This window comes from Maricaulis alexandrii (assembly GCF_005871165.1).
Classification (GTDB): domain Bacteria; phylum Pseudomonadota; class Alphaproteobacteria; order Caulobacterales; family Maricaulaceae; genus Maricaulis; species Maricaulis alexandrii.
In genome coordinates this window covers 370,101-388,703 of the sequence record NZ_SWKP01000003.1, presented here as the reverse complement: position 1 = coordinate 388,703, position 18,603 = coordinate 370,101, and the positions used below count along the sequence as shown (strand labels likewise).

The 18,603-nt window shown below is 63.8% G+C and carries 17 protein-coding genes; 13 read left to right on the top strand and 4 right to left on the bottom strand.

The window, feature by feature from the left end; genetic code table 11:
• Nucleotides 1-4 precede the first annotated feature (4 nt).
• The 12 genes from frr to lpxB are packed head-to-tail and all read left to right on the top strand — an operon-like array spanning nt 5 to nt 11,810.
• Nucleotides 5-571, top strand: coding sequence for a ribosome recycling factor (gene frr / locus FCS99_RS02000; protein ID WP_138510022.1), 567 nt, complete (start codon nt 5-7; stop codon nt 569-571).
• Nucleotides 572-594: 23 nt separating this feature from the next.
• On the top strand, nt 595-1,332 hold the full coding sequence (gene uppS / locus FCS99_RS01995; RefSeq protein ID WP_138510020.1) for a polyprenyl diphosphate synthase: 738 nt from the start codon (nt 595-597) through the stop codon (nt 1,330-1,332).
• The gene (locus FCS99_RS01990; RefSeq protein WP_138510018.1) at nt 1,316-2,122 is read left to right on the top strand and encodes a phosphatidate cytidylyltransferase; all 807 of its coding nucleotides are present in this window, start codon (nt 1,316-1,318) and stop codon (nt 2,120-2,122) included. Before uppS ends, FCS99_RS01990 begins: the two co-directional genes overlap by 17 nt.
• Nucleotides 2,119-3,330, top strand: a complete 1,212-nt coding sequence (locus FCS99_RS01985) for a 1-deoxy-D-xylulose-5-phosphate reductoisomerase (protein ID WP_138510016.1) — start codon at nt 2,119-2,121, stop codon at nt 3,328-3,330. Before FCS99_RS01990 ends, FCS99_RS01985 begins: the two co-directional genes overlap by 4 nt.
• A complete protein-coding gene (locus FCS99_RS01980) occupies nt 3,327-4,505 on the top strand; it encodes a M50 family metallopeptidase (protein ID WP_138510014.1) in 1,179 nt (392 codons plus the stop codon). Before FCS99_RS01985 ends, FCS99_RS01980 begins: the two co-directional genes overlap by 4 nt.
• A gap of 26 nt (nt 4,506-4,531) precedes the next feature.
• Nucleotides 4,532-6,910: an outer membrane protein assembly factor BamA gene (bamA, locus tag FCS99_RS01975; RefSeq protein WP_138510012.1), complete on the top strand. Its 2,379-nt coding sequence runs from the start codon at nt 4,532-4,534 to the stop codon at nt 6,908-6,910.
• A gap of 4 nt (nt 6,911-6,914) precedes the next feature.
• Nucleotides 6,915-7,514, top strand: coding sequence for an OmpH family outer membrane protein (locus FCS99_RS01970; RefSeq protein WP_138510010.1), 600 nt, complete (start codon nt 6,915-6,917; stop codon nt 7,512-7,514).
• A 9-nt stretch (nt 7,515-7,523) separates the two neighbouring features.
• Entirely contained in the window at nt 7,524-8,555 is a 1,032-nt protein-coding gene (lpxD, locus tag FCS99_RS01965) for a UDP-3-O-(3-hydroxymyristoyl)glucosamine N-acyltransferase (protein ID WP_138510008.1), read from the top strand.
• On the top strand, nt 8,552-9,007 hold the full coding sequence (fabZ, locus tag FCS99_RS01960) for a 3-hydroxyacyl-ACP dehydratase FabZ (RefSeq protein WP_407658267.1): 456 nt from the start codon (nt 8,552-8,554) through the stop codon (nt 9,005-9,007). Before lpxD ends, fabZ begins: the two co-directional genes overlap by 4 nt.
• Nucleotides 9,004-9,798, top strand: coding sequence for an acyl-ACP--UDP-N-acetylglucosamine O-acyltransferase (lpxA, locus tag FCS99_RS01955; protein WP_138510003.1), 795 nt, complete (start codon nt 9,004-9,006; stop codon nt 9,796-9,798). Before fabZ ends, lpxA begins: the two co-directional genes overlap by 4 nt.
• Nucleotides 9,791-10,663, top strand: a complete 873-nt coding sequence (locus FCS99_RS01950) for an LpxI family protein (RefSeq protein ID WP_138510001.1) — start codon at nt 9,791-9,793, stop codon at nt 10,661-10,663. Before lpxA ends, FCS99_RS01950 begins: the two co-directional genes overlap by 8 nt.
• Entirely contained in the window at nt 10,656-11,810 is a 1,155-nt protein-coding gene (gene lpxB, locus FCS99_RS01945; RefSeq protein ID WP_138509999.1) for a lipid-A-disaccharide synthase, read from the top strand. Before FCS99_RS01950 ends, lpxB begins: the two co-directional genes overlap by 8 nt.
• Before the next feature lie 80 nt (nt 11,811-11,890).
• Here lpxB and gltA read toward each other — a convergent pair whose 3' ends face one another.
• A complete protein-coding gene (gene gltA / locus FCS99_RS01940) occupies nt 11,891-13,195 on the bottom strand; it encodes a citrate synthase (protein WP_138509997.1) in 1,305 nt (434 codons plus the stop codon).
• 29 nt (nt 13,196-13,224) lie between these two features.
• Nucleotides 13,225-14,655: a glutamate--tRNA ligase gene (gltX, locus tag FCS99_RS01935; protein ID WP_138509995.1), complete on the bottom strand. Its 1,431-nt coding sequence runs from the start codon at nt 14,653-14,655 to the stop codon at nt 13,225-13,227.
• A gap of 178 nt (nt 14,656-14,833) precedes the next feature.
• Between gltX and FCS99_RS01930 the strand changes: the two genes are divergently transcribed.
• Nucleotides 14,834-16,864 (top strand): ComEC/Rec2 family competence protein, encoded by a 2,031-nt coding sequence (locus FCS99_RS01930; protein ID WP_171036205.1) that lies wholly within the window; start codon nt 14,834-14,836, stop codon nt 16,862-16,864.
• A gap of 114 nt (nt 16,865-16,978) precedes the next feature.
• On the opposite strand, the gene lexA is transcribed toward FCS99_RS01930, so the two are convergent.
• A complete protein-coding gene (lexA, locus tag FCS99_RS01925; RefSeq protein WP_138509991.1) occupies nt 16,979-17,674 on the bottom strand; it encodes a transcriptional repressor LexA in 696 nt (231 codons plus the stop codon).
• A gap of 116 nt (nt 17,675-17,790) precedes the next feature.
• Complete coding sequence (gene trpC, locus FCS99_RS01920; protein WP_138509989.1) at nt 17,791-18,603, bottom strand: indole-3-glycerol phosphate synthase TrpC; 813 nt, start codon at nt 18,601-18,603, stop codon at nt 17,791-17,793.

The following is an 18,603-nucleotide window of genomic DNA, read 5'->3' as shown; positions in this document are numbered from 1 at the left end:
AGCCATGAGTGACGAGATTGATTACGACGAAGCCGACCTCAAGCGCCGCATGGACGGGGCTATCGAGGCGCTGCGCAAGGAATTCGGCGGTCTGCGGACCGGCCGTGCGTCGGCCAGCCTGCTCGATCCGATCAAGATTGATGCCTATGGCTCGCTGACCCCGATTAACCAGGTCGGCACGGTGTCGGTGCCGGAACCGCGCATGATCTCGGTGCAGATCTGGGACAAGACCATGGTTCCCGCCGCCGACAAGGCCATCCGCAATTCCGGCCTCGGCCTGAATCCGGTTGTCGAAGGCCAGTTGCTGCGCATTCCGATCCCGCCGCTCAATGAGGAGCGTCGTGCGGAAATCGCGAAACTGGCTGGCAATTATGCCGAACATGCCCGTGTGGCCGTGCGCAATGTGCGCCGTGACGGCATGGATGCGCTGAAGAAGATGGAAAAGGCCGGCGACCTCTCCGAGGACGAACTGAAGGCCTTCTCCGACGACGTCCAGAAGCTGACGGACGATGCCATCAAGCGCATTGATGAAAGCCTGAAGGCCAAGCAAGAAGAGATCATGCAGGTCTGATCACCCTCCAGCGGAGCGAAACCATGAGTGATGACGTCTCCGCTGACCGGCCGGCCCCGGCCCATATTGCCATCATCATGGATGGCAATGGGCGCTGGGCGCGTCGGCGTGGCCAGCCGCGGGCTTTCGGCCACCGCAAGGGTGTGGAGACGGTTCGCAGGATCGTCGAAGGCACCGGCGATCTGGGCGTCAAACACCTGACGCTGTTCTCTTTTTCGACAGAGAACTGGCGCCGTCCGGCGGATGAGATCGGCGCGCTGTTCGAACTCATGAAGCACTATATCGCGGCCGACCTGGACGGTCTGGCCCGTCGCGGTGTGAAAATCCGCATTCTGGGCAGCCGGGAGGGTTTGCGCGAGGATGTGTCCGACATGATCCGGCGCGCCGAGGCGCGGACGGCGGACAATACGGCGTTTCACCTCAATATCGCCTTCAATTACGGTGGCCGGGACGAGATCGTCCGGGCCAGCCGGGCGATCGCGGAAGCAGCACAGAAGGGCGAGCTGGATCCGGCCCGCTTGGACGAGGGCGCGTTTGGCACTTGGCTCGATACAGCTGAATCCCCGGATGTGGACCTGATGATCCGGACCAGTGGCGAACAGCGCATTTCCAATTTCCTGCTCTGGCAGGCGGCCTATGCCGAGCTGATGTTCGTGGACACGCTATGGCCGGACTTCACGATTGATCAGCTCGCTGACGCGATTGACGCCTACAAGACGCGGAGCCGCCGTTATGGGGGGCTGGATGCCGGGGCGGCGTGATCCTGCTTTCCAGCGGCGATTGATCTCGGCCGTCATCCTGGGACCGCTGGCTGTTCTGCTCCTCTGGCTCGGGGACATTTTTTTCACGGCCTGGGTGGCGGCCTTTGCGGCCGCGATGGCGTGGGAGTGGATCCAGATGTCGGATTCCAAGGCGCCGCCCGTGGCCTATGCCATTGCCTGCGCCACGGCGTCCGGTGCCGTCCTTCTGGCCGGCCAGACCAGTTTGCAGGATGCGGTGTTCTGGGGCGCGGCCGGCACGCTCGCCATCGGCGTGGAGCGCATTCGGCGGGGCTGGTCGATCGAAGTCATCGGCGTGCTCTATATCGCGTTGTCTTCGGGCTTGCTGGCGGCCATGCGGGCCGGTGCGGATCATGGCCTGGCCTCGGTGGTCCTGTTGTTCGCCATCGTCTGGGCGGCTGACAGTCTGGCCTATCTGGTCGGAACCTGGCTGGGCGGTCCGAAACTCATTCCCCAGGCCAGCCCCAACAAGACCTGGTCCGGTTTTCTCGCCGGCCTTCTGGCCGGAGTGGGCGCTGGTACGGGGATCGGTGTGGTGTTCGAGCTCGACCTGCCGAGGGTCGCCGTCTTCGCTTCGGTCGTGGCGATCGCCTCGGTCCTGGGTGATCTGGCCATGTCACTGTTCAAGCGCAGTTTCAAAGTGAAGGACACGGGCACGCTGATACCGGGGCATGGCGGTGTTCTGGACCGGGTGGACGCGCTCATGCTCGCCGTCATTGCGGCCGCGCTGTTCCAGAATATCCTGCCCCTGGGCTGGGGAGAGGCGGCATGACACCGCGACGCGTATCAATTCTGGGCGCCACCGGATCGGTCGGGCTGGCCACGCTGGACCTGATCGGCCGTGCCGAGCCAGGCACCTATGAAGTGGTGGCACTGACCGCGCGGTCGAATGCGGAGGAATTGGCGCGCCAGGCGGTGCGCCACAAGGCAGCGCACGTCGCTATTGCCGATCCGCAAGCGGGGATCGCGCTGAAGCAGGCCCTGAGCGATCATCCGGAAATCACGATCGGGATCGGTGAGCCGGCTGTCGTCGAGGCGGCGGCCATGCCCGCGGACTGGACCATGGCGGCCATTGTCGGGGCCGCAGGGCTGCGCCCCACGCTGGCGGCGCTTCAGCAGGGGCGGGCGCTCGCCTTCGCCAACAAGGAATGCCTGGTCTGTGCCGGCAGTCTGTTCATGACCGAGGCGGCCCGCTGCGGGGCCACGCTCCTGCCGGTCGACAGTGAGCACAATGCGGTCTTTCAGGTTTTTGATGGCGCTCAGCGTTCGGCGATCCGATCGATCACCCTGACCGCTTCGGGTGGTCCGTTCCGGACCTGGTCACGCGAACGGATGATGCAGGCGAGCCGGGCCGATGCCCTGGCGCATCCAACCTGGGACATGGGCGCCAAGATTACGATCGACAGCGCGTCGATGATGAATAAAGGCCTCGAGATCATTGAAGCCTGCTGGTTGTTCGATCTGCCCCCGGAACAGGTGGACGTGGTCGTCCATCCCCAATCCATCGTGCACGGCATGGTGGAGTATGCGGACGGGAGTCTCCTGGCCCAGTTGGGTTCCCCGGACATGCGGACGCCGATCGCCTCGGCGCTGGCCTGGCCGGAGCGCATGGCGGCGCCGGTGGAGCGCCTGCGTCTCGCCGAGATCGCCCGGCTGGATTTCGAGGCCCCGGATCTCGAACGTTTCCCGGCGATCCGGCTGGCGCGGGAGGCGATCAAGGCGGGCGGGATCGCGCCGGCCGTGCTCAATGCAGCCAATGAAATCGCCGTCGAGAGCTTCCTCGCAGACCGCATCCGCTTCCTTGACATCGCCGCATGCGTTGAGGAGGTTCTTTCCCGCAGTCACGGGGATGCAGACATGCCCCGTTCATTGTCGGCCTTTGATGATGTGTATGCGATCGATGCGCGGGCCCGTCAGCTGGCACGCGACTTGATAGCTGACCGCATCAGCGACCCACAATCACGGACCACCTCCTCATGAGCCTGATCGGCACCGGATTTCTCACCATTTTCTCCTTCGTGTTCCTGATCTCGATCGTCGTGGTCATTCACGAGCTGGGGCATTACTGGGCCGGTCGCCTGTGCGGCGTTCACGCTGAAGCCTTCTCGATGGGATTCGGGCCGACGATTGCCTCATGGCGGGACAAGCGCGGGACGGTGTGGCGCATCGCGGCCTTTCCCTTGGGTGGCTATGTGAAATTCCTCGGCGATGCCGGCGCGGCCAGTGAGCCGGATGCCGAGAAGCTCGAGGAAATGCGCCGGCGCATGGGGCCCGATGCGGAGCGCTGCTATCATTTCAAGCCGATCTGGCAGCGCGCTTTCGTGACCGCGGCAGGCCCGATCGCGAACTTCATCCTCGCCATCGCCATTTTTGCCGGCATTGCCCTGACCTTGGGCGGCCAGCCCTACCAGCCGCCGATCATCGGCGCGGTGGCAGAAGGCAGCCCGGCCGCCGAAGCCGGTTTCCAGGAAGGCGACCGGGTCCTTGCCATCAACAACAACCGGATTGATGCCTTCCAGGACATCATCACGGAAGTCGTGTGGCGTCCGGGTGAGATGCTGACCTTCACGGTGCAGCGTGGCGAGCGCGAAATGACGCTGCGGGCCGCGCCGGCGCCGACGGAGGTCGAAGACCAGTTTGGCGGGACCCGCACGCTCGGGCGTATCGGGCTGGGCTCGCTCTCCACGCCGCCGCTGCGCGACAGCTACAACCCGATCACGGCGATCGGCCACGGTATTGACCGGACCTGGTCGGCGGTGTCGATGACATCGCGCTATGTCATCCGGGTGATCACGGGGCGTGTCTCGCCGGAATTGCTCAACGGTCCGGTGGGAATCGCAACGGCTGCCGGTCAAACAGCTGTTTCCAGTGTGGAAGCTGGCAACAATGCCGGTGAAAGCACGCTATTGTTGCTGATAAACCTGATTAACCTCGCCGGTTTCCTGTCTGTCGGACTGGGTTTGGTGAATCTTCTACCGATACCCATCCTCGACGGCGGGCATCTGGTGTATTACGCCTATGAAGCGGTGGCTCGGCGTCCGCTGAGCATGAAGGCGCAAGCTCTCGGTTTCCGGGTAGGGCTTGCACTTGTGCTCGGTATGATGCTTGTAGCCACCTGGAATGACCTGAATTATTTGCTCGGGCAGATTTTCTGACCGGGCCCAGCAAGCGGCGATCTTCCATGGCAAGTGTTCTGCGTGTGCTCTTCGCAGCCCTGATGACTGTGAGTCTGTCGACCTTAGCGTCGGCCCAGCAAACGGGTGCTCCGAATGCAGCCGCCCAGACCCAGGTGGAAGGACCGCAGGTCATTCGCCAGATCCTGGTGGAAGGCAATCAGCGGGTCGAAGCCGATACGGTTCTGTCCTATCTGCTGATCCAGCCAGGCCAGGTTTACGATACCCGCCTGGTTAACCTGTCGATCCAGACCCTGATCGCGACCGGGCTGTTCTCAGACGTTCAATTCGAGGATCGTGGCCAGATCGTGGTGGTCCGGGTGCAGGAAAACCCGATCATCAACCGGGTGATTCTCGAGGGCAATAACGCCATCGATGATGAAAAGATCACCGACGAGATCGAAGCCCAGCCGCGCGCCATCTTCACGCGTCACCGGGTTCAGTCCGATGTACAGCGTATTATCGAGGTCTATCGCCGGTCCGGCCGTTTCGCCGCGACCGTGACGCCGCAGATTGTCGAACAGCCGCAAAACCGTGTCGATCTCATCTTCGAGATTTCCGAAGGTCCGGTGACCGGCGTTCGCCGGATCAACTTCATCGGCAATGACAGTTTCTCCGACCGTCGCCTGCGCCGAGAGCTGGTGACGCGTGAGTCGCGCTGGTGGCGCTTCTTCTCGTCGAACGACAATTACGACCCGGACCGTCTGGAATATGACCAGGAATTGCTGCGCCAGTTCTACATGAACCAGGGCTATGCCAACTTCCGGGTTCTGTCCGCCGTGGCCGAGCTAACGCCCGACCAGGAAAGCTTCTACATCACGTTGACCGTGGATGAGGGCGAGGTCTTCAATTTCGGCGATGTGTCGGTGTCCACCGAGATTCCGGACCTGAATGAAGAGTATCTCGCGCGGATCCTGCCGATGCAGGAGGGCGATCTCTATCAGGGCCAGATGATCGAGGACGGGATCGATACGCTGACCTTTGCGGCGGGCGCCTCCGGCTATGCCTTCGTCAATATCAGCCCGCGTACCACGCGGAACCGGGAAGACCGGACCGTGGACATCGAATTCGTCATCGATGAAGGCCCGCGCGTCTATATCGAGCGCATCGACATTGCCGGCAATACGCGGACGCTGGACCGGGTCATCCGTCGTGAGCTGGACATTGTGGAAGGCGACGCCTTCAACCAGGTCCTGATCGACCGCTCGCGCAACAATATCCGCCGCCTCGGCTTCTTCGAGGAAGTCGAGATTGCCGAAACGCCAGGCTCCGCGCCGGACCGGGCCCGTGTCAATGTGCAGGTGACCGAGCAGCCGACCGGCGAGCTGGCCTTCGGTGCCGGTTTCTCGTCCACGGATGCCTTCCTGGTCGACCTGTCGATCTCCGAACGCAATCTGCGCGGCCGGGGCCAGTTCCTGCGCTTCCGGATCTCGGCCAGTTCCAACCGGGAATCGATCGATATCCGTTTCACCGAACCGCGCTTCATGGACCGCAATCTGGCGGCCGGCTTCGACCTCTTCCGGGTGAATTCGGACTTCCTGTCGGAAGCCTCCTTCCAGACCGAGTCGACCGGTGCTTCGCTGCGCCTGGGCTTCCCGGTGACGGCGTCCACCAATCTCCAGCTGGGCTACACCTACCGGACCGACAATGTCCTGGTGTACTCCTCCGCCTCCTCGGCACTGCTGAACCAGGCGGGCAACCGGAATACCTCGGTCATCACCTATACGCTCAACTGGTCGCGTCTGAATGACCCGATCGAGCCGAGCAATGGCTATCGCCTGCAATTCTCGCAGGGCTTTGCCGGTATCGGGGGTGATGTCCGCTATATGCGCTCGGAAATCGAGGGCAGCATCTACCGGCCTGTCTTGCCGAGCATTTTCGGCAATGACGTTGTGGCCAGCTTCTCCATGAATAGTGGTTTCACGATGCCTTGGGGCGGCGACACCGTCCGCATCAATGACCGCTTCTTCAAGGGGGGGAACTCTTTCCGGGGCTTTGAGGTGGCTGGTATCGGTCCCCGCATTGTTTCCCGGGATGCGACGACAGGCGAACTGGTCCGGGGTGATGCCCTGGGTGGCCGCCTGTACGCGATCGGGGCGTTCGAAGTGTCCTTCCCGCTCGGCCTGCCGGAGCAATACGGCGTACGGGCCAGTCTGTTCACGGAGTTCGGCACCCTCGGGCTGCTCGACTCCTCTGACCAGATCGCAGAGGGCGCTGCCGGAACGGCGTTCACGGTTGACGACATGGCGCTTCGCGCGTCTGCCGGCCTGAGCGTGTTCTGGGATTCACCGTTCGGACCGGTGCGGTTCGACTTTGCGGAAGCTTTCATCCGCGAAGACTATGACCGTGCCGAGTTCTTCCGGTTCAGTACAAGAACAGGGTTCTAAAGTTATGAAATTTCTCAAATCCATCCTTCTTCTCCCGGTGATGATTGCCGGTCTGGCCGCGCCGGCCATGGCCCAGCAGCCCTCCATCGCCGTGTTCAACGAAGAACGCGTCCTGCGGGAAAGCGCTGTCGGTCAGCACATCGCCTCGCGGATCCAGGAAATCGCCACGGAAATCGACGCCGAGCTCAACGCGCTCGGTCAGCCGATCCAGCAGGAAACCGAGCGCCTGGGTGCGGAAACCGCCTCCATGACGCCGCAAGCCATCCAGGGCCGTCCGGACCTGATGCAGCGCATCGAAGCGCTCAACCAGAACGCCCAGCAGTTTGAACTGGCCCGTCGTGCGCGCCAGCAAGAGCTGGTGCAGACCGAACGTCAGGCCATGCAGCCGGTCTATCAGGCCCTGCAGCCGATCCTGCAGGCGGTCGTGGAAGAGCGTGGCATCGATATCCTGATCGATCGTGGCAATCTGGTCTTCGCGTCTCCGGACGTGGACATCACTCCGATCGTGATCGAGCGTCTGAACACGGCCCTGCCGACGGTGCAGGTCGCCCGTGTCCGCGTCTCCCAGGAAGCTGCTGCTGCCGCTGCGGCTCAACAGCAATAGGGACAGACCGTGGCCGATCCGCGTTTCTTCAACCGGCTGGGCCCACTGACTCTTACTGAGATCGCCGCGCTTTCGGGTGCGGCGATTTCTGATTCCGGAGCCGGTGACGCCACCATCGACATGCTGGCCCCGCTGGCGTCCGCTGAGCCGGGCGTTCTGGCCTATGCCGACAATCCCGCTGCCATTCGCGGCCTGCCCGACGACAAGCGGCTCGACGGCGTGTTTGTCCTGGCACCCGAACCCTTGATCCCGGACCTGGAAGGCCGCGGTGCGATCGTGCTGACGCACACGCACCCGCGTGGCGGTTTTGCCCGGGCGGCGGCGGCCTTGTTCGTGGTGAGGCCCATGCCTGTGGGTGAGGCCGTGTCAGCGACGGCGAAATTGGGCGCAGACGTGCGCATGTCGCCCGGTGTCGTGATCGGCGAGGATGCCGTGATCGGTGACGGCGTGGCCCTCGGGCCGGGAGCGGTCATCGGCGCCGGTTGCCATATCGGCGCGGGCAGCCGGATCGGTGCCCATGCTGTCATCCAGTGCTCGGATATCGGTCAGGACTGCAACATTTTTGCGGGAGCCGTGATTGGCGAGGCGGGCTTTGGCGTCGCAGTATCCGACCAAGGGCTGGCCGATGTTCCGCATCTGGGATCGGTGGAGATCGGGGATCGCGTCACGATTGGCGCAAATTCCTGTATCGACCGCGGTGTGTTCGGCCCGACGCGAATCGGAGAGGGGACCAAGATCGATAATCTCTGCCATATCGGGCACAACTGCCAGGTGGGGAAAAATGTCGTGATGGCCGCCTATGCCGGCGTTTCGGGCAGCTGCACGATCGGGGATGGCGTGATGTTCGGCGGACGTGTCGGTACGCATGACCATATCGAGATCGGGGCCGGGGCCCGGGTTGGCGGAAACTCGGCCGTTGGCCGCAATATACCGCCCGGACAAACCTGGCTCGGATCGCCGGCTCAACCCATCGAAGCGGAAATGAAGCAGATTGCCGCCCTGCGCCGTCTCTACCGGACGACCAAGAAGAAAAAGGACTGACGTCAGTGTCCGACCGGATTGAACACCAGGAGATCCTCACCCTCCTGCCACACCGCTATCCCTTCCTGCTGATCGACGCGGCGGAAGACTACAAGGCGGGCGAATCCATCGTCGGCCTCAAGGCTGTGACCGCCAATGAGCCGTTTTTCCCGGGGCATTTCCCGGGCAATCCGGTGATGCCGGGCGTCTTGATGATCGAGGCCATGGCCCAAGCGGGCGCGGTGCTGATGTACAAGACACTGGATGTGCGGCCGGATGCTGCCACCGTGTTCTTCATGGGCACGGACAAGGTCCGTTTCCGCTCGCCCGTACGCCCGGGCATGATGCTGCGCATGCCGGTGAGCGTGACGGCGGCTCGCCATGGCGTGTTCAAGTTCAAGGGTGAGGTCTTTGCCGACGGCGTCCGGGCCGTGCAGGCTGAATTCTCTGCCAAGGCGGTCGAAAACCTATGAGCCAGGCTGATATCCATCCCACCGCGATTATCGCAGACGGGGCCGAACTGGGCGACGGCGTCGAGATCGGGCCCTTCTGCATGGTCGGCCCTAATGTGAAACTGGGCGACCGGGTTCGCATGATTTCCCATGCGACAATCGCTGGCCACACCCAGTTGGGCGAGGATTGCGTCCTCTATCCGGGCGTCCATTTGGGTCATCCGCCCCAGGACTTCAAATACCAGGGCGAGGACACCAAGCTCATCATCGGTCAGCGCAATATCATGCGCGAAAATGTCACCATGCACCCGGGCACGACCTTCGCCCGGGGCCAGACCGTGGTCGGCGATGACGGGTATTTCATGGTCGGCGCCCATGTCGCCCATGATTGTATCGTGGGCAATCGGGTCGTGTTCGCGAACTGTGCGGCCATTGGCGGCGAAACCATCATCGCGGATCATGCCATCTTGGGCGGCTATGCGGGCATCCACCAGAAGAGCCGGATCGGCCGTCATGCCTTTGTCGGCGCCATGGCCATGGTAACCGCGGATGTCATCCCCTACGGGTCGGTGATCGGCAATCACGCCCACCTGGCCGGGCTCAACGTGGTCGGTCTGAAGCGTCGCGGCATGCCGCGCGAAACGCTGCGGGATTTGCGGGCCGCCTACCGGCTCCTGTTCGCCGAAGAGGGTACGTTCGACGAGCGCGTGGATGATGTGGCGCATCTCTACAAGGAGAATGCGCCGGTAATGGAAATCATCGCCTTCATCCGGGAAGACGCCAAACGATCGGTCTGCATGCCCCATGACTGACACGAAGGCGCAGACGGCGGATTGGTCGCGTCTGGGCATTCTGGCCGGTGGCGGGGATCTGCCGCTGGAACTGGCGCAGGCCCGAAAGGATGAGAACCCTTTCCTCGTCTTGCTGAAAGGCTTTGTCGACCGGGATTTTTCCGGGTTCGAAACCTGCACGCATGCGGTCGGGCAGATCGGCGCCATCATCAAATCATTGAAAGCGGCCGGATGCGACACGCTGTGTTTCGCCGGCTATGTGACGCGCCCGGATTTCTCTGCCTTGAAAATGGATGCCAAGGGCTTGGCGCTTCTGCCCAAAGCCCTGGCGGCCGGTCGAAAGGGTGATGACGCCCTGATCCGCGTTGTCGTGGAGGCCTTCGAGACTGCGGGCTTCCGGGTTGTCGGGGCTGATGCCGTGAAGACCGCGCTGACGCCGGCCGGCCGCGATGACGCCATGGGCGTGGACCCGTCCGCCCATGCTGACGATATCGCCAAGGCCGCCGGGATCGCGCGCCGCATGGGCGAGCTGGATATCGGCCAGGCTGCGGTCGTCGCCGATGGCCTGGTTCTGGCCGTCGAGGCACAGGAAGGCACACAGGCCATGCTGGAGCGGGTCGCCGGCCTGCCGGCAGAAGTGCGCGGCTCTGAGCAGGACCGGCGCGGTGTGCTCGCAAAAATGCCCAAGCCGATCCAGGAACGGCGCGTCGACTTGCCGACCGTCGGCCTCGATACCGTTGAGGCCTGTGCCCGGGCCGGGCTGGCCGGCATCGTGCTGGAAGCGGGCGGCGCCATCATCCTGGAGCGGGATGTATTGCAGGACGCGCTTCTGGAGCACGGTCTTTTCATCACGATTGTGGATCCGGCGGAGCCCGGACATGGGTGAGGCACGATCAGTCTATATCGTCGCGGCGGAACGCTCAGGCGACTTGTTGGGCGCCGGACTAATACGGGAACTCAAGGCGCAGACCGGGGATGACATCACCCTGGCGGGTGTGGGTGGCAAGGCGATGGCTGCGGAGGGTGTTGACAGTGCTGTCGATATCACCGGCCTGTCCATCCTCGGCTTCTTTGACGGGCTGAAATCCTTCGGCCTGCTCAAGGAACGCGTCGCCCAGACGGTCGCCGACATCATCAGGACGAAGCCGGACATGGTCGTCCTGATCGACAGTTGGGGATTCATGCTGCGCGTGGCCCAGGGCGTCCGGGAGCAGGACCCCGACATCCGTCTGGTGAAATATGTCGGCCCGCAGGTCTTCGCGACCCGTCCCGGCCGGGCCCGCACCCTGGCCGGTGCCGTCGATCATCTGATGACGATCCTGTCCTTTGATGCGCCGTATTATGAACCCCACGGCCTGCCGGTCACCTTTGTCGGCAATCCGACGCTGGACCGCATGCCGACAGGCGATGGGCCCGGCTTCCGGGCGCGTCACGGTCTGAAGCCGGACCGGGATGTGCTTCTGGTCCTTCTGGGCAGCCGAAGCTCGGAAGTCCGGCGGCTATGGCCGTCCTTCGAAGGGGCGGTCAAACGCCTCATGGAAGATCGCCCGGACCTGCAGCCGGTCTTTCTGGTCGCCGAACCGGTAGAGGATATCCTGGTGCCGCGGCTCGAGGCTGTTGGCTGGTTCCATGTCGGCGAGGACGAAAAGGCCGATGCCTTTGCCGCTGCTGATACAGCTCTGGCTTGTTCGGGCACGGTGGTGACGGAGCTCGCGACTGTCGGCGTGCCGACTGTGACCGGTTACCGGCTCGGCTGGCTGACCTGGGCGCTGATCCGGGCGCTCCGCGTCATGAAAGCGCCCTTCATCTCGCTGGTGAATATCGCAGCAGGCCGGATGCTGGTGCCGGAATTCGTGCAGACCCGGTGCACGCCGTCCCGCTTGTCCGGTGCCGTGGCGGAGTTTCTGGACGATCCGCAGCGGCGCTCAGCACTCGGGGACGAGCTGATGGCTGCCACGCGGGAGCTGCGCGGCGAGGGTGATGCCAGCCGGCGGGCGGCTGAAACGGTTCTGACCCTGCTGCAGGCCGATTGATCGCGTTTCCGGCATGATGCGATACAAAGAAAAAGGGCCGCCCGATGGGGCGGCCCTTCTTGTGTCGGTCTGTGTCTCGCTTAGCGCTTGGACAGGTCGACATAATCGCGCGGCGTGGCGCCGGTGAAGAGCTGGCGCGGACGGCCGATCTTCTGGGACGGATCCTCGACCATTTCGCTCCACTGGGCGATCCAGCCGACCGTACGGGCCAGGGCGAACAGCACGGTGAACATCTCGGTCGGGAAGCCCATCGCCTTCAGCGTGATGCCCGAATAGAAGTCGATGTTCGGGTACAGCTTCTTCTCGACGAAGTACTCGTCTTCCAGAGCGATCTTTTCCAGTTCCATGGCGACCTGCAGGAGCGGGTCGTTGCGCACGCCCAGTTCGTCGAGAACCTGGTGGCAGGTCTCGCGCATGACCTTGGCGCGCGGATCGTAGTTCTTGTAGACGCGGTGACCGAAGCCCATCAGGCGGAACGGATCGTCCTTGTCCTTGGCCTTGCGGACATATTCCGGGATCTTGTCCACGGAGCCGATCTCGTAAAGCATGTTCAGCGCGGCTTCATTGGCACCGCCATGGGCCGGACCCCACAGCGAGGCAATGCCCGAAGCGATACAGGCGAACGGGTTGGCACCCGACGAACCGGCCAGACGGACGGTCGAGGTCGAGGCGTTTTGCTCGTGATCGGCGTGCAGGATGAAGATCTTGTCCATCGCCTTGGCGAGCACGTCGGAACCCTTGTAGTCCTCGGCCGGAACGGCGAAGCACTGGCGCAGGAAGTTGGACGCATAGTCCAGCTCGTTGCGAGGGCTGATGAAGGGCTGGCCGATGGAGTATTTGTAGGCGCGGGCCGCGATCGTCGGCATCTTGGCGATCATGCGGTGCGACGCGATGGTGCGCGCTTCCGGATCATTGATGTCCGTGCTGTCATGGTAGAAAGCAGCCAGCGCGCCGACCGTGCCGACCATGATGGCCATCGGGTGGGCGTCGCGGCGGAAACCGCGGAAGAACTGGTCGAACTGGTCGTGCAGCATGGAGTGGCGGCGGATGGTCCAGTCGAAGTCCTCGAACTCGTTCGAGCTCGGCAGTTCACCGTGCAGCAGCAGGTAGCAGACTTCCATGAAGTTGGACTGGTCAGCCAGCTGATCGATCGGATAACCGCGATAGAGCAGGGTGCCTTCGCCGCCATCGATATAGGTGATCTGGCTTTCACAGCTCGCCGTCGAGGTGAAGCCCGGGTCAAAGGTGAACATACCCGTCTGTGCGTACAGCTTGCGGATATCGATCACGTCCGGACCGATCTCCCCGCTCATCACCGGCAGGTCAAAGCTTTGACCATTATAGGTGAGGGTGGCGGTTCCGTTCGGTTTCGCTTTGTTTTCCATCACGTCATCCCCTAGGTTCGCGGCTTCGCCTAAGCGTCCGCCGACATCTGGTCCTTGATACGGTCCAGCGCTTCCTCACGACCCAGGAAGGTCATGACTTGCGCCAGATCGGGAGCCGGAGCTCCACCGGTCAGCGCCGCACGCAGCGGTTGGCCAACCTTGCCGAAACCGATCTCTTCGGCTTCCGCGAAATTCTTGAGCTCTTCGGTAAGAGCCTTCTCCGTCCAGCCGTTCAAATCGGCCAAACGGGTGAAAAGCCGGTAAAGACGCTGCCGCGCTTCGTCGTTGAGCGGTTTAGCGGCTTTGCCCTCCAGGTGGAAGGGCCGGTTTTTGAGCAGAAAATAGCTCTGCTGTGCCAGCTCTGCCAGAGTGGCCGCCCGGGTCTTGAGCACTGGCATGGCGGCAAGCAGCCGCTGTTGGGTGATCTCGGCATCCGCGATGCGGTTTTCAAGCCCGTCCAGGAAGGGCACGACCAGCTCGGCGAGGCGGGTATCGTCCGCCTGGGCCAGGTGATGGCCATTGATGTGATTGAGCTTGCCCATGTCCATCCGGGCCGGCGCCTTGTTCAGGCCGGACAGGTCGAAGGCCGCGATCGCCTCGGCATCGGTGAAGATTTCCTGGTCACCATGGGACCAGCCCAGGCGCAGTAGATAATTGCGCAGGCCTTCGGGCAGATAACCCATGGCGCGATAGTCTTCCGCACCCAGAGCGCCATGGCGCTTCGACAGTTTCTTGCCGTCATCACCATGAATGAGCGGGATATGCGCGAAGACCGGACGCTCCCAGCCCAGCGCGTCATAGATCTGGCTCTGGCGTCCGCCATTCACCAGGTGATCATCGCCGCGCACGATATGGGTGATGCCCATATCGTGATCATCCACGACCACGGCCAGATTGTAGGTGGGCGTTCCGTCCGAGCGGAGCAGGATCAGATCGTCGAATTCCTTGGCGGCCCAGCGAACCTCTCCCTGGACGGCATCCTTGAGGGTCACATCGCTGTCCGGTGCCCGGAACCGCACGGTGAAAGGCGTGTCAGCCGGGGCATCGGCAGGGTCGCGGTCGCGCCAGGGTGAGCGCAGGGCGCGACCCTCGGCAAAGGCTTGGTCACGCAATTCCTGGACTTCATCCGGGCTGCAATAGCATTTGAACGCCTGGCCCTTGGCCAGCAATTCATGCGCGACTTCGACATGACGGTCGGCGCGGTCAAACTGGGAAATGGCATCGCCATCCCAGTCCAGACCCAGCCAGCTCAGCCCATCGAGAATCGCGTCGACGGCGGCCTGTGTGGAACGCGCGCGGTCGGTGTCTTCGATCCGCAGGAAGAATTGACCGCCATGGCGTTTTGCCAGCAGCCAGTTGAACAATGCGGTTCGCGCTCCGCCGATATGCAGAAAACCGGTCGGGGACGGCGCGAAGCGCGTTCGAATGGGGTTGTCAGTGTTTTGCACGTGCGAATTCATGTTGCGCTGCAAGAAGGGAAAGTCGTGTTAGCATGGATATCAGCTTTTGCGATAGACCGAAGGCTGCTTCGTGTTCCTCATCACCTCGCGCCCTCCGGCTTCATCATCGGACGGGCTGACAAAACCGCTGCTGAAATTTCGCGCTGCGGACGCTGAAAGTCCGGCAGTCATGCTCGCTATGGCTGTAATGCTGGGGTGCGCACTCTATTTTTCGGTGCCGGGCAGCAGCCGTCTTCTGCCCTGGATGGGGGCCGCGCTGGCGGGCGCCATGTCCGTCATCATTGTCCTGTCGAGACGGGGACAGCAGCCCGGCCGATTGGTGCCGGTGATCGGGGTGATCGCGTGCCTGCTGGCAGGCCTGGCCCTGGGGCTGGTGCGGAGTGAGGCGAGAACCGCGGCCTTCGAGGGCGCGCCGGTGATCGATACGGGGGAGCGGGCGGTGGCGGTGTCCGGCTGGCTGCAGGCCATCGACCGGAGCGGAAGCGGGCGGATGCGCCTGATGATTGCCGTGCCCGCCTCGGCCGACGCCCCGGAATACCGGGTGCGGGTCCTGGGAGATCCCGGACCGGTCACGCCGGGCGAGACAATCCGGGTGCGGGCGGTCCTGCAGCCGCCCAGAGAGGCCGTGATCCCGGGCGGCTATGATCTCGCTTTCCAGTCCTATTTCAGGCGCCTGGCGGGCACGGGATATGCCATCGCCCCGGCAGAACCTGGCCCCGAACTGAATGGCCGGGCGCCCCTTCGCTGGGCCCGGCGCAATCTGGCGCGATTGCGCTTCGCCATGGCGCAACGCATCCGCTCACACTTGCCGGAGCGAAGCGGAGCCCTGGCGGCAGCCCTTCTGACCGGGGACCGGTCCGGCATGGACCGGTCGGACATGGAGGCATTGCGCACGGCCGGCCTGGGTCATCTGCTTGCGATATCCGGCCTGCACATGGCCTTGCTCGCGGGCGGGCTTTTCTTCGGAGTAAGGGCCGGACTGGCTGCCATCACGCCCTGGGCCCGCCGGCATGACCCGGCGCGTCCTGCCGCCTGGCTGGCCCTGGTGGCGGCCGTGATCTACCTGCTCCTGTCCGGAGCGGCGATCCCGACCCAGAGGGCCTTCATCATGACGGCCGCCATGCTGGGCGCCTTGCTGGCGCGCCGGCGAGCGCTGTCATTCCACACGCTGGCCCTGGCGCTCATCCTTGTTCTCCTGCTGACCCCGGAGGCCGTGATCGCACCGGGTTTCCAGATGTCCTTCGCCGCGGTCACGGCCCTGATGGCGGTGGCCCAGGCCTGGCAGGGCCACCGTCCACCACCGGCGCCCCTGCAGCGGCCGGGCTGGTTCCGGCAATTCTTCGGCGGCATGGCGACGACCAGCCTGGTCGCCGGCCTGGCAACGGGCGGTTTCGCAGCCTTCCACTTTCATCGCATGGCGAGTTTCGGCCTGGCGGGCAATCTGATGGTCATGCCGGTCTTCTCCCTGCTGGTCATGCCGGCCGGGATTCTGGCGCTCTGTCTCATGCCGCTGGGTCTGGAAGCGGTTCCGCTCTGGGTGATGGGCTGGGGATTGGAGCGCGTCCTGGACATGGCACATTGGGTGTCGTCCTGGCCGGGCGCGCTGCAGCCGCTGCGCGGGGCTCCGGGCTGGGTCTTGCTGGTCTATGTCATGGGGTTTGCCGGTCTGCTCCTGGGGCGCGGGCCGTGGCGTCTGATCGGGGTGGGCGGAGTTCTCATCGCCGCTCTGGGCTGGGCGTTTTATACACCGCCGGATCTGTTCATTTCGCGACAGGGAGTGGTCGTGGCCCGGAGCGAAGATGGTGCGGACTGGCAGGTCAGCCATGGCCGGCGCGACCGGTTCGCCGTGCGGGTCTTCCTGGAGAGCCAGGGCGTGACGGCCCCGCCTGAACGGGCACCGCTTCACTGCGATGATTGGGGCTGCCGGCAGCCTATCGGAAACGAGGCGGCCGTCCTCATCCACCTCCGGAACCCGGATGATTGGCAAACCGATTGTCAGCGCGCCGATCTGATCCTGAGCGAAATGGACTGGCCGCAGCACCGGGTCCGGCAGTGTGCGGCGCGGGTGATAATGCCGGACAGTCTGGCGCGGCAGGGGAGTGCTCTGGTCTGGTTGCAGGAGGATGGGCGGATCCGGGTGCGCCATGTCCGGCCGGCTGATGACCAGCGGGCCTGGTTCCGGCGGCCTGTGCTTCGACTGCGCGATTGAGAGGCCGCCTCTCACCTCGTTCAGGAGCCGCTCGGTTCCATCGACCTCTGCTGCAAACAAGAACGGCGCCTCCGAAGGGGCGCCGTTCGCAGACTTGAATGCGGGTCCGGAAACTCAGTGATAGCGGCGCAGCAGGCCGACCAGCCGTCCCTGCACCTTCACCCGGTCCGGTCCGAAAATCCGGGTTTCATATTCCGGATTGGCCGCTTCCAGCGCGATGGAGCCGCCTTTCTTGCGCAGGCGTTTCAGCGTGGCTTCCTCATCATCGACCAGGGCCACGACGATATCGCCGGTATCGGCCGACTCGCAGCGGCGGATCAGGACGGTATCGCCGTCGAGAATGCCGGCCTCGATCATGGAATCGCCCTTGACCTCGAGCGCGAAATGCTCGCCCGCACCGATCATGTCGGCCGGGATGGGCAGGCGTTCGGTCTCGTGCTGGATCGCGGAAATCGGTACACCGGCGGCAATCCGGCCGAGCACCGGAATCTCGATCGAGTCCGACCGGTCTTCCTGTTCCGGCTTGGCGAAATTGCCCCGGACGACATTGGGACCCAGATCGCCCTTGGCGGCTGCGGGGTCGGCACTGGCGGCTGATTCCGGAAGCTTGAGCACTTCCAGGGCCCGGGCGCGATGCGCGAGACGGCGGATGAATCCGCGTTCCTCCAGCGCCGTGATGAGACGGTGAACGCCGGACTTGGAGGCCAGTTGCAGCGCTTCCTTCATCTCGTCGAAGGACGGCGACACCCCGGTCTCCTTGATCCGCTTGTGGATGAAGAGCAGAAGTTCGTTCTGTTTGCGCGTCAGCACGGCAACCCCCTGGGAACAGTCCTGAAACCGGGCAAGGGCAACAGGGAACAAATCAGGAATTCTCGGATTTGTTCTACAAGTGTTCCTGTGAGGGGTCAAGCCGGGCCGAAAGTCCCTCAGTCCCGGCCGAGCAGGGTCCGCGTCGCCTGGGTGACATCGGCTTGCCGCATCAGGCTTTCCCCGACCAGCAAGGCACCGGCACCGGCTGCCTGTAGCCGCGCGGCGTCGTCGGAGGTGAAAATACCGCTCTCGGCCACGAGGAAGGTCGAATCCGGGACCTGGGGCGCCAGCGATTCGAAGGTCTCCAGACGGGTTTCGAAGGTGCGCAGATTACGATTATTGATCCCGATCATGGGGACATCGAGGGCCAGGGCGCGCTCCATCTCGGGGGCGTCATGGACTTCGATCAGGCTGTCCATGCCCCATTGGTCAGCGGCCTCGATCAGGCGCCGGGCCGTATCGTCCTCGACAGCGGCCAGGATGACCAGAATGGCATCGGCGCCCAGCATGCGGGCTTCCGCGACCTGGTAGGGATCATACATGAAATCCTTGCGCAGCGCGGGCAGGGCGGTGGCCTCACGCGCGGCGGTCAGGAAGGCGTCCGCCCCCTGGAAGCTTGGCGTGTCGGTCAGAACGGAGAGGCAGGAGGCACCGCCATCCTCATAGGCGCGGGCCAGGACCGGCGGATTGAAATCCTCCCGGATGAGTCCTTTGGACGGGCTGGCCTTTTTCACTTCCGCAATCAGGCCCAGCCCGTGCGTGTCGGCATCGCGCTGCAGGGCTTTCAGGAAGCCGCGAACCGGGCTGGCGTCCCGCGCCCGGGCTTCGACATCGGCGAGCGGCAGGCGGGCCTTGCAAGCGGCGATGTGTTCCAGCTTGTAGGCGCCAATGCGGGCCAGTGTGTCGGGCGTGGAGGTCGTGTCGGACAT